Origin of the sequence: uncultured Psychroserpens sp. (genome assembly GCF_947494225.1) — a bacterium.
Lineage (GTDB): Bacteria > Bacteroidota > Bacteroidia > Flavobacteriales > Flavobacteriaceae > Psychroserpens.
Map to the genome: position 1 here is coordinate 1 of NZ_CANLUG010000007.1, position 15,547 is coordinate 15,547.

The 15,547-nt window shown below is 34.5% G+C and carries 13 protein-coding genes; 5 read left to right on the forward strand and 8 right to left on the reverse strand.

The annotated features are described in order from the left end of the window. Positions 1-235: 235 nt before the first annotated feature. The 5 genes from thrS to Q0893_RS14935 all read left to right on the forward strand — a co-directional run bounded on the left by thrS (position 236) and on the right by Q0893_RS14935 (position 6,894). Positions 236-2,191: a threonine--tRNA ligase gene (gene thrS / locus Q0893_RS14915; protein ID WP_298903505.1), complete on the forward strand. Its 1,956-nt coding sequence runs from the start codon at positions 236-238 to the stop codon at positions 2,189-2,191. A 27-nt stretch (positions 2,192-2,218) separates the two neighbouring features. Beyond that, a complete protein-coding gene (gene infC, locus Q0893_RS14920; RefSeq protein WP_298903789.1) occupies positions 2,219-2,770 on the forward strand; it encodes a translation initiation factor IF-3 in 552 nt (183 codons plus the stop codon). Between the two features lie 57 nt (positions 2,771-2,827). Then, entirely contained in the window at positions 2,828-3,025 is a 198-nt protein-coding gene (gene rpmI / locus Q0893_RS14925) for a 50S ribosomal protein L35 (RefSeq protein ID WP_040250651.1), read from the forward strand. 104 nt (positions 3,026-3,129) lie between these two features. Next, positions 3,130-3,474 carry a 50S ribosomal protein L20 gene (rplT, locus tag Q0893_RS14930; protein WP_204347045.1) on the forward strand — a complete coding sequence of 115 codons (345 nt, stop codon included), beginning with the start codon at positions 3,130-3,132 and terminating at the stop codon, positions 3,472-3,474. Between the two features lie 162 nt (positions 3,475-3,636). Continuing rightward, positions 3,637-6,894, forward strand: coding sequence for an amidohydrolase family protein (locus Q0893_RS14935; RefSeq protein ID WP_299277115.1), 3,258 nt, complete (start codon positions 3,637-3,639; stop codon positions 6,892-6,894). A gap of 39 nt (positions 6,895-6,933) precedes the next feature. On the opposite strand, the gene Q0893_RS14940 is transcribed toward Q0893_RS14935, so the two are convergent. From Q0893_RS14940 to Q0893_RS14975, 8 genes are all read right to left on the reverse strand, one after another. Next, on the reverse strand, positions 6,934-8,013 hold the full coding sequence (locus Q0893_RS14940; RefSeq protein ID WP_299277118.1) for an adenylate/guanylate cyclase domain-containing protein: 1,080 nt from the start codon (positions 8,011-8,013) through the stop codon (positions 6,934-6,936). 12 nt (positions 8,014-8,025) lie between these two features. Then, the gene (locus Q0893_RS14945) at positions 8,026-8,301 is read right to left on the reverse strand and encodes an EF-hand domain-containing protein (RefSeq protein WP_299277121.1); all 276 of its coding nucleotides are present in this window, start codon (positions 8,299-8,301) and stop codon (positions 8,026-8,028) included. Between the two features lie 55 nt (positions 8,302-8,356). Continuing rightward, on the reverse strand, positions 8,357-9,616 hold the full coding sequence (locus tag Q0893_RS14950; RefSeq protein ID WP_298903509.1) for an asparagine synthetase B: 1,260 nt from the start codon (positions 9,614-9,616) through the stop codon (positions 8,357-8,359). 118 nt (positions 9,617-9,734) lie between these two features. Beyond that, a complete protein-coding gene (locus tag Q0893_RS14955; RefSeq protein WP_298903510.1) occupies positions 9,735-10,781 on the reverse strand; it encodes an AI-2E family transporter in 1,047 nt (348 codons plus the stop codon). Between the two features lie 71 nt (positions 10,782-10,852). Next, a complete protein-coding gene (gene dnaB / locus Q0893_RS14960) occupies positions 10,853-12,394 on the reverse strand; it encodes a replicative DNA helicase (protein ID WP_298903511.1) in 1,542 nt (513 codons plus the stop codon). A 166-nt stretch (positions 12,395-12,560) separates the two neighbouring features. Then, a complete protein-coding gene (locus Q0893_RS14965) occupies positions 12,561-13,514 on the reverse strand; it encodes an acetyl-CoA carboxylase carboxyltransferase subunit alpha (RefSeq protein WP_299277127.1) in 954 nt (317 codons plus the stop codon). 60 nt (positions 13,515-13,574) lie between these two features. Next, complete coding sequence (locus tag Q0893_RS14970) at positions 13,575-14,489, reverse strand: DMT family transporter (protein WP_299277130.1); 915 nt, start codon at positions 14,487-14,489, stop codon at positions 13,575-13,577. Then, complete coding sequence (locus Q0893_RS14975; protein WP_298903514.1) at positions 14,476-15,546, reverse strand: LptF/LptG family permease; 1,071 nt, start codon at positions 15,544-15,546, stop codon at positions 14,476-14,478. The genes Q0893_RS14970 and Q0893_RS14975 overlap by 14 nt, the downstream gene beginning before the upstream one ends. Between the last annotated feature and the right edge of the window lies 1 nt (position 15,547).

The following is a 15,547-nucleotide window of genomic DNA, read 5'->3' on the forward strand; positions in this document are numbered from 1 at the left end:
CGGGTGCAAATATACAACCCCTTTTTTCTTTCCACCAAAACTTTTTCAAGCTTTTTTTAAACTATTTTTTTTCAAACTCCACAACCCCTTATAATGAACGCTTTACAAACCTCTTTTTTTATAAAAGTTTATTTCTTTTACCGAAATCACTCTTCATATAATATTATATATATCATCTATTGTATGGCAATATTTAACATACTATCTTTGCCAACTTAATTATTAGGTCATTATTATGATAGATATTACTTTACCAGATGGTACTATTAAAACCTTTGAAGAAGGAACAACTCCAATGGATGTCGCTAAGAGCATTAGTGAAGGATTTGCAAGAAATGTAATCTCTGCAAGTTTCAATGATGAAATGATAGAAACATCCACACCATTACATATTAATGGATCATTAATATTGTATACATGGAGAGATCGAAAAGGAAAAGAATCTTTCTGGCATTCAACATCTCATGTTATGGCTCAAGCATTAGAAGAATTATATCCTAATATAAAACTAACACTTGGACCAGCAATTCAAGAAGATAAAGGTAATGGGTTTTATTACGATATCGATTTTGGCGACCATTCTATTTCCGAAAAGGATTTCAAAGTAATAGAGAATAAAATGATGGAAATTGCTAGGGGTAAACATGATTTTAAAATGCGCCCAGTAAGTAAAGCCGAAGCGCTTTCATTATATAGGTCTCAAAATAATGAGTATAAAGTTGAAATGATTGAAAATTTGGAAGATGGAACCATCACTTTTTGTGATCATTCAAGCTTTTCAGATTTATGTAAAGGTGGACATATTCCAAATACGGGATTAATAAAAGCAGTAAAAATAATGTCTGTGGCAGGTGCTTACTGGAGAGGCGATGAAAACAATAAGCAGCTCACTAGAGTTTATGGTATTTCATTTCCGAAGCAAAAAGAGCTAACCGAATATCTTCAATTAATTGAGGAAGCTAAAAAACGAGATCATAGAAAATTAGGAAAAGAATTAGAATTATTCACGTTTTCCCAAAAAGTAGGACAAGGTCTTCCATTATGGCTGCCAAAAGGGGCTGCATTACGTGAACGTCTTGAGAATTTCCTTAAGAATGCTCAGAAAAAAGCAGGATATGAAATGGTTGTAACCCCTCATATCGGACAGAAAGAACTATATGTAACGTCGGGTCACTTCGCTAAATACGGAGAGGACAGTTTTCAACCCATAAATACACCAGCAGAAGGTGAGGAATTCTTATTGAAACCTATGAATTGCCCTCATCACTGTGAAATATATAACACACGACCTTTTTCTTATAAAGAACTTCCTAAACGTTATGCAGAATTCGGAACGGTATACAGATATGAACAAAGTGGTGAACTTCATGGCTTAACTCGAGTTAGAGGTTTCACGCAAGATGATGCGCATATATTTTGTACTCCAGATCAACTTGATAGTGAATTTAAAGAGGTGATTGATCTCGTTCTATATGTTTTTGGATCGCTTGGATTTGAAAACTTTAAGGCGCAAGTTTCCCTTAGAGATCCAGAGAATCCAGAAAAGTATATTGGTAGCGACGAAAATTGGAAAAAAGCTGAAGCTGCAATATTAAATGCAGCTATTGATAAAGGTTTAGACTATGTTGTTGAAACAGGAGAAGCTGCTTTCTATGGACCAAAATTAGATTTTATGGTAAAGGATGCCTTAGGTCGAAATTGGCAATTAGGAACAATTCAAGTAGATTATAATTTACCAGAACGATTTGACTTGACGTATAAGGGCAGTGATAATGAGTTACATAGACCTGTAATGATTCATCGTGCACCTTTTGGAAGTATGGAACGTTTCATTGCTATTTTATTAGAACATACCGGTGGAAATTTCCCTCTTTGGCTTATGCCAGAGCAGGCAATTGTATTATCATTAAGTGAGAAATATGAAAAATACGCGGAAAAAGTTTTAAATTTGCTAGAAAATCACGAAATTCGCGCCCTCGCAGATAATAGAAACGAGACTATTGGTAAGAAAATCCGAGAAGCGGAAATGAATAAGATACCGTTTATGATTATCATTGGCGAGAATGAAGAAAAGGAAAACATGATTTCTGTTCGACAACACGGTGGGGAAGATTTAGGCATGATTAGTGTAGATGAATTTTCAGAAATTGTTGAAAGAGAAGTCAATAAAACATTAAAAACATTTAAATAGATAAAGTTTAATTAAAATATATAAGCCATAGCAATACGTAGACGACACAACTCTAAGCGAGTAGTAAAAGAAGATCAACACAAAATCAACTCTAAAATTAGAGCCGAAAAGGTAAGACTTGTAGGTGATAATGTAGACGTTGGAATTTACTCAACTAAAGAAGCGTTGGCCATCGCTGATGACCAAGGGCTAGATCTTGTTGAGATTTCACCAAAGGCTGATCCTCCTGTGTGCAAGGTAATGGATTATAAGAAGTTTCTTTATGAACAAAAGAAACGTGAAAAGGCACTTAAAGCAAAAGCCTCTAAGGTGACTATCAAAGAAATTCGTTTTGGTCCTCAAACAGATGACCATGATTACGAGTTTAAAAAGAAGCACGCCGAGAAGTTTTTGAAAGATGGAGCTAAACTTAAAGCCTTTGTGTTTTTTAAAGGGCGTTCAATCATTTTTAAAGAACAAGGACAAATCTTATTATTAAGATTAGCTCAGGATCTTGAAGAATTAGGTAAGGTTGAACAAATGCCAAGATTAGAAGGTAAGCGAATGACCATGTTCATCGCACCAAAAAAAGTAAAATAAACGCTGAAAAGTTCAGCAGTAAGATAATAAGCGAAACGTAAATAAAACTAGGAAACAATGCCTAAAATGAAAACTAAATCAAGTGCTAAGAAACGTTTTAAACTAACTGGCACTGGTAAAATTAAAAGAAAGCATGCTTTTAAGAGTCATATCTTGACAAAAAAATCTAAAAAGCGTAAGCTAGCTTTGACTCATGACACTTTGGTACACAAAGCAGATGAGAACAATATTAAAACAATGTTACGTTTAAAGTAATAAGGTTTTAATCGGTTAAAACAAATTATAAACCCTGGAGTTAGGCAAAAGTATTTAGCAAGTGTCAAGAATTGACCGCCTACTACAAAAAAACAATTTAAGAAATGCCAAGATCAGTAAATTCAGTAGCGAAAAGAGCCAGAAGAAAAAAGGTTCTTAAGCAAGCAAAAGGTTACTTCGGAAGACGTAAAAACGTTTGGACAGTAGCAAAAAATGCGGTTGATAAAGCGATGCAATATTCGTATAGAGACCGTCGAAACAAAAAAAGAACATTCCGTTCATTATGGATAATGCGTATTAATGCAGGAGCCAGACAACACGGAATGAGCTATTCTAAGTTTATGGGAAAACTTAAAGCTAACAACATCGAATTGAACCGTAAAGTTCTTGCAGATTTAGCTATGAATAACCCAGAAGCTTTTGAAGCAATAGTGAACAAAGTAAAGTAGGGCGTTCGCCTAAATAATAACAACAATTCGCTTATAAAACCGATTCAGAAATGAATCGGTTTTTTTATATTGTTATATCAAAAGTTAAAGCTCTACATGCTAGATTTTAACAGTGAATTTCATTTTTTATAATTAACTTACCTCTCAATTAAAACTAATCAAATGAAATACACACAACTCATCAAACTCCTCATTCTGCTAATTACTTTTAATGCCTTTTCCCAAGATAAGGACAAAGCTAAATCTTGGGACGTATCCAACCCCGAAGGTGATTGGGGTTTTAAAGAATTTAAATTATCAACTAATGAAGGAACATGGATGAACCTCGATGTAAGTCCTGATGGCAAGTCAATTGTTTTTGATATGTTAGGTGACATCTATAAGATAGATAGTAACGGAGGAAAAGCTACAATTCTAAGAAAAGGACTAGCCTTTGAAATACAACCTCGTTTTAGCCCTGATGGAAAACACATTTCCTTTACAAGTGATGCTGGTGGAGGTGATAATATTTGGGTTATGAATAGCGATGGTTCTAATGCTAAACAAATTACGAAAGAAAGTTTTCGGTTACTAAACAACGCTATATGGACACCAGATGGTAATTACCTTATTGCTCGGAAACATTTTACGTCTGGACGTTCACTTGGAGCAGGCGAAATGTGGATGTACCATAAATCAGGAGGTAGTGGTATTCAACTTACGAAAAAAAAGAATGCACAACAGGACGTTAATGAACCATCACTTTCTCCAGATGGCAAATACCTCTATTACAGTGAAGATGTTTATCCTGGTGGTTTCTTTCAATACAATAAAGATCCAAATAGCCAGATTTATGCAATTAACCGATACGACATGGAAAAGGGAAAAACCACTAGAATTACTGGTGGTCCTGGTGGTGCCGCTCGTCCTCAAGTGTCTAGAGATGGTAAAAAGTTGGCTTTTGTAAAACGTGTACGAACCAAATCCGCGCTTTATATACATGATTTAGAAACAGGAGAAGAATGGCCAATTTATGATCAACTTAATAAAGATCAGCAAGAAGCATGGGCCATTTTCGGTGTATATACGAATTTTAACTGGATGCCAGATAATCAAGCTATCGTTATCTGGTCTGGTGGAAAAATAAAGAAGATAAACATTGACAACTTAGAAGTTACCGATATTCCTTTTCAAGTGGATACAACGATTAAGATTGCCAAAGCATTAGAATTTGAGAATCCTGTTTCTCCCGATACATTTGATGCTAAAGTAATGCGTCATGTTACGACCTCTCCAGACGGAAAATCAATTGTATTTAATGCCTTGGGACACCTTTATACTCAAAATCTACCTAACGGAAAAGCGCAACGATTGACATCTGGGTCTGATTTTGAATTCGAACCCACTTTTTCTCCTGATGGCAAAACAATAACTTATGTGACATGGAATGATGAAAATTTAGGCGGGATATATTCAATTCCTAGTACAGGTGGTACTGCAACAAAATTAACTTCCGAAAAAGGAATCTATCGAAACCCGGCGTACTCACACGATGGGAAAACTATCGTTTATCGCAAAGAAGGTGGAAATAATGACCAAGGCAGAACATTTGCCAAAAAAACAGGATTGTACCTTATGAATGCCAATGGTACTAATTCAAAATTATTAACTCAAGAAGGTGATTTCCCTTTCTTTAATGCTGATGACTCTAGAGTTTTATATCAAAAAGGAGGGCTCTTTTTTGGTGCATTAACCAAAGAATTAAAAAGTATAGATCTAAATGGTTTTGATGAACGCATTCTTGTAAAATCGAAACATGGTAATCGATTAGTTCCAAGTCCTGATGGAAATTGGATTGCCTTCGTTCATCTACACAAAGTTTATATGGCTCCTATGCCAAAAGCTGGTAAAACTCTAGATCTAACCGATAAATCTAAATTTATTCCTATCTCCAAGTTATCAAAAGATGCAGGCATTAATCTTCATTGGTCTAAAGACAGTAAGACAATTTATTGGACGCTTGGAAACATGTATTACGCTGCTGAGGCTTCTGAAGATGCAAAGATGAGCGAGAAAGGAATTAAAATCAACCTTGAGGTTAAAACCGATAAACCCGAAGGTAGGATTGCGCTTCAAGGTGCCAGAATAATAACAATGGAAGGTGATGAAGTCATAGAAAATGGTACCATTATTATAAATAACAATATTATTGAGGCCATTGGAAACGCTTCAGATGTTTCGGTTCCATCAAATGCCAAAGTATACGACGTCTCAGGTAAAACTATTATGCCTGGTATTGTAGATGCTCATGCTCATATTGGTGGTTTTCGTTATGGACTAACAACTCAAAAACACTGGCAGTTTTATGCCAATCTAGCCTATGGAGTAACTACTGCTCATGATCCTTCCGCTAATTCAGAAACTGTATTTGCACTTTCTGAATTGCAAAAAAATGGAACACTTGTTGGCCCTCGCCTCTACTCCACAGGTTTTATTCTTTATGGTGCCGATGGCGATTTTAAAGCGGTTATTAATAACTTAGAAGATGCACGTTCTTCTATAAGACGAACAAAAGCCTTTGGAGCTTTATCTGTTAAAAGTTATAACCAACCTCGACGCGAACAAAGACAACAAGTTTTACAAGCCGCTCGAGAAGAAGGCATTTTTGTAGTTCCAGAAGGAGGCTCTACATTCTATCACAACATCACCATGGTTATGGATGGTCATACTGGTGTCGAACACAATATTCCTGTGGCTCCTGTTTATAAGGATGTACTAGAACTTTGGGGACAGAGTAATGTAGGTTATACGCCAACATTAATTGTAAATTACGGAGGCATGAATGGTGAAATGTTCTGGTATCAAAACACCAATGTATGGGAAAAAGAAAAACTACTGAAATATACACCAAGAAGTATTATTGATTCGCGATCAAGACATCGCATTATGATACCTGATGAAGAATATGAAAATGGACACATCTTGGTTTCTAAAACCTGTAAAGCCTTAAGTGATGCAGGTGTAAAAGTGAATCTTGGCGCTCATGGACAATTACAAGGATTAGGAGCACATTGGGAACTATGGTTGTTACAGCAAGGTGGAATGTCAAATCACGAAGCACTGAAAGCGGCTACCATAAATGGTGCAGATTATATTGGAATGAGCGATGATATAGGTTCCTTGAAAAAAGGAAAACTAGCCGATTTAATCATTATGGATAAAAACCCTTTAGAGGATATACGAAATTCTGAAAGTATCGTTTACACCATGATTAATGGACGCCTTTACGACACTGAAACTATGAACGAAATTGGAAACCATCCAAAAGAACGTACAAAATTCTACTGGGAAAACTCTAAATATAACCAAGCGTTTCCTTGGCACGAAGAAACACAAAGTTTCACACGAGCCAACTGTGGTTGCCATGTTGGATCACATTAAAAAACATAAAATCCGGTTCTTGAAAAGAATCGGATTTTTTTATTCTAAATGAATGGCCGAAATATCTATGATTTCCTGCTTACCTTTTAGTTGAATTGCACCTAAGGTTTTTGAAGTATATATCGTGTTAAGGTCAATATCGTCTAATAAAGTATTAGATATTAATAAATTTTCATTGTAAGTATTGCATTCGTTTTGAATTCTGGATGTTGTATTAATGACATCACCATGATAAGCGATTTCCTTTTTTATGGTACCAACTTCGGCTACCATTAGCTGTCCTCCATGAAGTCCTGCTTTAAATCTTGGGTTTAAACCATACGTTTTTTGGTAATACTTTGAGCGCTTAGACAAAGTTTCTTGAAAAGAATAAAATAAGCCGATGCATCTATTATTTTTAATTCCATTTTTATAGGTCCAACTAATAACAGCTTCATCTCCCACATATTGATACACTTCTGCATCGTATCGTCGTAAGATTTTATTAAGATCAAAAAAGCAATCTTGAATGAACTGACTATACTTTTGATGACCTATTTGCTCTGCAATTGCGGTAGAGTCTTTTAAATCTAAAAACATTAAAATACGTTTCTCCTCTTGAGGTTTTCTGTACTTTCCTAAGAGCATTTTGATAAAAACACCCGAACCCAATTTGTCATTGGCTATGCGTATAAATGAAAACACTAAAGATGTCAATAAAAAATATGTCGTACTAAGCCAAAACAAGGGATCTGTTCTCCACCAACCTGGTTCATTGGCCAAATCAATGTCCATTCGTTCTTCAGCAATAAACGTAATAAAACTTAATGAAATAATAAGTATCGATAAATAGATCACTAATTTTAGAAAAATAGATAATGCCAAATTAAGCCTCTGAGAAAAATACTTCTCAAAAGAAAATTCTACAACAGCATAAAAAACACCTATTATAATACCTAAGATTAAACCAAAGTCCAACCATTCGGTAATTGGAATAATATTTTTGGGATTTACATAAGCACTACCTTGTTCTTCGCCATAAGCGAAAAAGCGAATAACAATAAACAATGTAGATGCAAAGCTCCAAAAAAAGACTGTGAATGCAAGGAGCTTTAAAAATTTAAAAAGGTTATACTTCAAAACTAAATGAGGCTAGTTAGCTTTTGAGATTTCATCAACAGCAAATTTAAATTCTTTCCAATTTACTTGACCATCTCCATCTTTGTCATAACCTTCAATGAGTTTAGAAGACACTACACCTCTAATAAAACCACTTATTTCAGCCTGTTTCAAAAGTGTCGCTATTTCTTTTTTTGAAAGTGTTCCATTTCCATTTTTATCAAAAAAATTGAAGGCATCTTCGGGGCTATCAAAATGATTGGTAATCACAATTTGTATCTTTTTGAGTATTTTCTTTTTAGACGCCATAGTTTTGACAATTAGGTGAAACTAAAATTACAAAACTTTTAGCAAAGACGGTTAATCAAGTCTTTTGCTTTTTCTTTTTGGCCGCAGGAAACAAAACATTGTTAAGAATGAGTCTATAACCGGGTGATGTTGGATGTAAATCTAATTCTGTTTTAGGATCACCAACTTTATGAGTATAATCTTCAGGGTCGTGACCTCCATAAAACGTAAAGAAGCCTTTTCCTTTAATACCATGAATATATTTGGCTTCACCATTAGTTTTGTTTTCTCCCATTACCAAAACATTCGATTTTATTTCTTCCCGCGTAAACGAAGTCGTTTGTCCCATAAATCCTTTTACCAAAGCAGTATGATTCTGGCAAAGCATAGACGGAATTGGATCCCATTTTGCAGAAAACTCCATAAGAGAAAAATAATCTGTGGTTTTAGGTATGCGTCGTTTTCTCGTCATATCAATTGATGAAAACTCATATACATTAGGGCTCCTCTCTAATAGAAAGTCCTTAAACGCAAACGTTCTGTTATAGTCTATTTTATTTTGATAACCTGCATCACTTCCATCACCATCAAACATAGGTTCACAAATATCAACACCATCGGCAGATAAGGCAATATCAAAGCTGTCTGTTGCACTACACATGGCAAACATAAAACCGCCTCCAATAACATAATCTCTTATTTTCTTTGCCACTGCTAATTTCTCCTCGGAAACTTTATCGTACCCTAATTTCGCCGCTAAATTTTCAGCTTCTTTTTTCTCTTGAATATACCAAGAAGCCGACCTATAAGCTCTATAAAATTTACCATACTGTCCCGTAAAATCTTCATGATGTAAATGCAACCAATCATACAGCAATAAAGCATCCTTTAATACATCTTCATCATAAACCGTTTCATATGGGATTTCGGCATAGGTTAAAACCATAGTAACAGCATCATCCCAAGGCTGAAGTCCTTTTGGAGTATATACTGCTATTTTAGGAGCTTTCTCTAATACAACAGCTTCCATATTTTGCGACGGACTCGCAATCATGTTCAGAATTTCTTCCGCTTTTGCATTAGAAATCACTTCAAAGCTAACACCTCTTATTTGGCATTCACGTTGGATTTCCTCAGAATCTGGTAATAAAAATGACCCTCCTTTATAGTTTAATAACCATTTTACCTTTAGTTGTTTTTCTAAGGTCCAATAGGTTACTCCATAAGCTTTTAAATGATTTTGCTGGCCTTCGGCATCCATTGGAATTAGAATATACGACGCATAAGACGACATCGTAACCAAGAGCAGCGTAAACAACACAATTATCTTTTTCATCGAAGATTTTTTCAATTTAATATCTGAAATATAGTCAAAAATTATCCCGAAGCGGTACGCTTTAATATAGTTTTAGGTATTTACTTGTTGAAATACATAATCTAAAAGATAATTCTACTTATTTCTTAAGTGGCTTTATGGTTCGCTCTGGACCTGACAACAAGGAGGCAATAACTTTAGTACTCGGGAATTGTTCCAAAATAATTTTAATAAAAACAGTAATTGGAATCGCCATAATGAGTCCTGGTATGCCCCAAATAAAGCCCCAAAGCATAAGCATTATGAGTACCGTAATCACATTAATCGAAAATGATTTTCCCATAAAAATTGGCTCTAAAATTGCTCCAAACAAGACCTGTACACCTGTTATGGATAAAATAAAGAAGAACAACGTACTTGTTGGATCTAGTTCTACAAAAGCAAAGATTGACAATAGTATTACCGAAATAAACGACCCTACCATTTGTACAAAGTTGATTAAGAACGCAAAAAGGCCCCAAAATATTGGGAAACTTACATCAAAGAAAACACAAGCTAAACCAGTAAAAATTCCTGTTAACAGGCTAACCAAAAACTTAACTTTAATAAATGTAATTAAGTCCTTTTCAATTTTCATAAAAGCCTTTATTGAGGTATGCTTACGTTTTAATATCGTATTATTTAAAACCTCATGCATATTGATGGATTCTGACAACCACAAAATGGTAAAGAATGTAATCATCAAAATGTTGGTTAAAAATTTTCTAACAAAATCAAAGGTTGAACCAATGCTTTCTTTCTGGAAAAATCTTGCTAAGAACTTATCATCTCTATTGTATTCTAAACCAACCTTATCCTGCATATATAACATAAGGTCATTGATTTTTACTTGGGCCTTGGCAAAGAATCCTGTGTCATTAGACAAAATTTGCTTGCTTGATAGCTGTACCAATTCTACACCTATAAATACGCCAACACCAATAAGTGCAACAACAATAACAATACTCACTAATTGCGGTACGTTACGTCGTCCTAGCCATCGCATTAATGGTAAAAACAATAACGCAATAAACATAGATGATATTAAAGGAATAAATATAAACGATAGGATTTTTAGTAAATAAAATACTAAAGGAACTACGATAAACAGTAGTAGGATATTTGTAGTACGTCTTTGATCTAACATGAGGCAATTTTGTTTTTTAATAGCAAAAGCAAAGTTAGGCTATTATCTTGTGAAAATATCCTTAAAAATTCTTAAAATGGCACATCATTATCATCATTGTCTTCTGGTGTACCAAAGGCATCAGCCGCCGATGGGAAATTATCTGGCTTAAAAGTGTCGTCATTTGCCGCTGCATTCATCTTAGAATGAAACTCTCCAAATGGAGTATCAAAATCATCAAGATTATCAAACTTACCTAAGTGACCGATGAACTTAAGTCTAATATTTTCTAAACCACCATTTCTATGTTTAGCCACAATAAACTCACCTTGACCTTCTGTTGGAGAACGTTCTTCATCATCCCACTCTTCAATCTTATAGTATTCTGGTCTATAAATAAAACTTACAATATCGGCATCCTGCTCAATCGCTCCAGATTCACGTAAATCTGAAAGTAACGGGCGCTTACTTCCACCACGTGTTTCAACAGCACGCGATAACTGAGATAAAGCAATAACCGGAACATTCAATTCTTTAGCCAATGCCTTAAGGTTACGCGATATCATCGAAATCTCTTGTTCACGATTACCACCTTTTTGGCTTCCTCCTGCTGTCATTAATTGCAGGTAATCAATCATGATCATCTTAATACCATATTGAGACGCTAAACGTCGCGCTTTGGCACGTAAATCGAAAATTGACAGGGATGGTGTATCATCGATAAACAATGGCGCTTTTTCTAAAGTTTTCACCTTTACATTGAGCTGTTCCCATTCATGCTTTTCCAGTTTTCCTGTTCTTAACTTTTCAGAAGACAATCCTGTTTCCGAAGAAATTAAACGTGTTATCAATTGTACCGATGACATCTCTAACGAGAAAAAAGCAACTGGAATATTAGTATTTACGGCAATATTTCTTGCCATGGTTAAGGTTAATGCTGTTTTACCCATACCTGGACGAGCCGCGACTATAATTAAATCACTAGGCTGCCATCCCGAAGTAAGTTTATCGAGTTTGGTAAATCCTGTCGGAATACCACTTAACCCTTCTTTATTGGAAATCTCTTCAATTTTCTTTTTCGCCTGAATCACCAAACTCTGAGCTGTTTCTGTAGATTTCTTTACGTTACCTTGGGTTACTTCATAAAGTTTGGCTTCGGCCGTATCTAATAAATCAAAAACATCTTTAGTTTCGTCATAAGCTTCTTCTATAATTTCGTTTGAAATTTTAATTAAACTTCTCTGAATAAATTTTTGAAGAATGATACGTGCATGAAACTCAATGTGCGCAGATGAAGATACACGTTGCGTCAATGAAATGAGGTAAAAATCACCTCCAACCATATCTAATTTTGCATCTTTCTTAAGTTGAGTTGAAACGGTTAATAAATCCACCGGTTCACTATTTTCAAATAATTTGAAAATAGCCTCGAAGATGTGCTTATGGGCTTCTTTATAAAAGGCATCAGGGCTTAAAATATCGATAACTTCATCAACACCTTTTTTGTCAATCATCATAGCTCCAAGCACAACTTCCTCTAAATCAATAGCTTGTGGTGGGATTTTACCTTTTTCTAAGCTAATTATGGTGCTTTTATCAACTTGATAGCCTTTTATTTGGTTGGGTTGCTTCATAACTGCGAATGTAAATAAATTGTACCCTAAAATTGAATTTACGAAATTTTCAATCTTAACAGGTCTTCAACATTTTAACTGTTAATAACTTGATTATATTGTTAATAGCGCCAAAAAAAACTGAAACGAAACGTTTCAGTTTTTTTCATCCGTTATTCTATAAGGTTTAACCTTTATAAACCCCCATCGCCAAGTATTTATCCATACGTTGATTTACTAAATCTTTTGGTGATAAGTTTTTAAGTTCTTCGTAATTTTTCTCGATGGCATCTTTTACTGCTTTAAAAGTTGCAGCTCTATCTGTATGCGCACCTCCTAAAGGTTCTTTAATGATGTTATCTACAATTTTTAACTTCTTCATGTCAGGAGCCGTTAACTTTAGTGCATCTGCCGCTTGTTCTTTATATTCCCAGCTTCTCCATAAAATAGAAGAACAAGACTCTGGAGAAATTACAGAGTACCATGTGTTTTCTAACATCAATACTTTATCACCAACACCTATGCCCAATGCACCTCCTGACGCTCCTTCACCAATAATTATGGTTATAATAGGAACTTTAAGGCGTGTCATTTCTAATATGTTTCTGGCAATAGCTTCTCCTTGACCACGTTCTTCTGCTTCTAAACCAGGATAAGCACCAGGAGTATCTATAAGCGTAACTACAGGAATACCAAATTTTTCAGCAGATTTCATTAAACGCAAAGCCTTGCGATAACCTTCTGGATTAGACATTCCAAAATTTCGATATTGTCTTGTCTTGGTATTAAATCCTTTTTGCTGACCTATAAACATATAAGTTTGGTCTCCAATTTTACCCAAACCACCAATCATAGCTTTATCGTCTTTTACATTACGATCACCATGTAGTTCTAAAAATGTTTCACCACATAACGCCTTAATATGATCTAGTGTGTATGGTCTATCAGGATGTCTAGATAGTTGAACACGCTGCCATGCCGTTAAGTTTTTGTAAATATCTTTTTTGGTTTCTAATAACTTCTTTTCAATTTTCTTGCAAGTTTGAGTTACATCTACATCACTCTCCTCTCCAATTAACTGACACTTTTCAAGCTGCTCTTGAAGTTCTTTTATAGCTAGTTCAAAATCTAAATATTCCATTGAAATTTTGATTTAATTCTTAATTAGTTGTTTAGTTAGTCAAGTGCAAATATAAAAACTTTAATTGGGTTTACTTGTTAAGGTATTACCCTTTTTAATACTCTTTTTATTTTTTAGAATTCCATCGGCTAATACGGTTGCTAAAATTAAAAAAGCGCCATAGTAAAACTGAGTGCTCATTGTTTCTGTTTCAGGAAATAACAGCAGCGCCAAGGCAATACCATACAAAGGTTCTAGGTTATAAGTTAAGACCACAGTATACGGACTTATATACTTCATTACCTTAACAGATCCTATAAAAGCGTAAGCTGTACACACTGATGCCAGGATCAAAATATAAATCCAATCCCATGTTTTTAGACTGAAAAACGCCATATCAAAACCACCCTCAAAAACTAAAATAAATATAGACAGGAAAACAACACCACTTATAAACTCATAAAACGAGATAATTGTGGCCGAATGCGTTTCGATAAATCTTCCATTAATAACGGCGAACAATGTTGAAAACAGCGCCGAAGAAATCCCTAAAATTATACCGTTAATATATTTTATTTCGCTCTGCGTAATTAATAAAACACCAAGTATAACAATTATTCCGAAGAGAATTTCATACCAAATGATACGGCGTTTATATATAAGTGGTTCAATAAAAGATGCGAAGAAAGCACCTGTAGAAAACATAGCTAAAGTAATAGATACATTAGACTGATTGATAGCTTCAAAAAAAGTAATCCAATGCAGCGCTATTATTATCCCAGCACCAAAAAATTTAAGTTTTGTCTTAACATCTAGCTTAATTTTTAATCTTATCATTTTAATGTAAAGGAACATTAAAATCCCAGCTATAAGCATACGATACCATACTAAGGCGGTAGAACCAATTGAAATTAGCTCACCTAAAATAGCAGTAAAACCGGCTATAAAGACTAAAAAGTGTAAATGAAGATAATTTTTAAGCTTAACGTTTGGCATTATATAGCAGATAAGCCGCTAATATACCAAAAACGATATTAGGAAACCATACAGCTAACAAGGGAGAAAAACTAGATTGTTCTGCCATAACCCCAAAAACTTTATCGAAAAACACATAAATCATTGCAATTGTAATTCCGAAGGCAAGATTAACTCCCATACCTCCTCTTCTCTTAATTGACGATACAGAAACGGCAATAATGGTTAAAATAAAAACAGCCACTGGTAAACTCCATTTTTTGTATTTCACCACTAAATAACGCCCAATATTAGATGAACCACTCTTTTCTTCTTTTTCAATAAAATCCAACAATTCTCCATACGATTTCGTTTCTGCGATGTACTCTTCTGGGGTGAGGTCATCTACATCGAAAGGAAGAATAGTATCCTTTCTACCAAGACTTTGAATGATATCATTATGCGGTCCAAAAATGCGTTTCGTATAGCCCATCAAACGATAACTACTATCATTATTCTTGATAGAATTAGCCGTTATTTTATAAGTAAGTTTATTGCCTTCAAAATGCTCTAAACTAAAATTACTTCCAATCCCTGTCACTGGATTAAAACTACTCACAAAAATATAATCGTTGTCGTTTATTTGTTTGTAAATATTATTTGTTTGAACAATATTTTTATTGCTTTTTAAATACTTGTATTTAAATTGGTTAAACCCTTTACTTGCTTTAGGAGCAAGATATAATCCCATTAACAAGGCAAACCCTGCAATAATTGTGGCTCCAATCATATATGGTCTTAAAAACCTCCAAAACGATACTCCAGAACTTAAAAAAGCAACAATTTCAGTATTATTGGCCAGTTTGGAAGTAAACCAAATCACCGATAAAAATAAAAATATTGGAAATAATAGATTCGCAAAATAAATGGTAAAATCCAGATAATATTGAGCTACTGCTCCAAATGGTACTTCTCGTTCTAATATTTTACCAATTTTTTCAGCCAAGTTTACAGTTATCCCTATAGGAATAAACAGTAACAACATCATCAAAAATGTAAACAAATAACGCTTTAATATGTACCAATCTAATATTTTCACA

Coding starts and splice junctions, on each gene's coding strand:
- rplT (WP_204347045.1), top strand. CDS start 3,130: ATGCCAAGATCAGTAAATTCAGTAGCGAAAAGAGCCAGAAGAAAAAAG.
- rpmI (WP_040250651.1), top strand. CDS start 2,828: ATGCCTAAAATGAAAACTAAATCAAGTGCTAAGAAACGTTTTAAACTA.
- dnaB (WP_298903511.1), bottom strand. CDS start 12,394: ATGAAGCAACCCAACCAAATAAAAGGCTATCAAGTTGATAAAAGCACC.
- Q0893_RS14950 (WP_298903509.1), bottom strand. CDS start 9,616: ATGAAAAAGATAATTGTGTTGTTTACGCTGCTCTTGGTTACGATGTCG.
- Q0893_RS14935 (WP_299277115.1), top strand. CDS start 3,637: ATGAAATACACACAACTCATCAAACTCCTCATTCTGCTAATTACTTTT.
- thrS (WP_298903505.1), top strand. CDS start 236: ATGATAGATATTACTTTACCAGATGGTACTATTAAAACCTTTGAAGAA.
- Q0893_RS14955 (WP_298903510.1), bottom strand. CDS start 10,781: ATGTTAGATCAAAGACGTACTACAAATATCCTACTACTGTTTATCGTA.
- Q0893_RS14945 (WP_299277121.1), bottom strand. CDS start 8,301: ATGGCGTCTAAAAAGAAAATACTCAAAAAGATACAAATTGTGATTACC.
- Q0893_RS14970 (WP_299277130.1), bottom strand. CDS start 14,489: ATGCCAAACGTTAAGCTTAAAAATTATCTTCATTTACACTTTTTAGTC.
- Q0893_RS14965 (WP_299277127.1), bottom strand. CDS start 13,514: ATGGAATATTTAGATTTTGAACTAGCTATAAAAGAACTTCAAGAGCAG.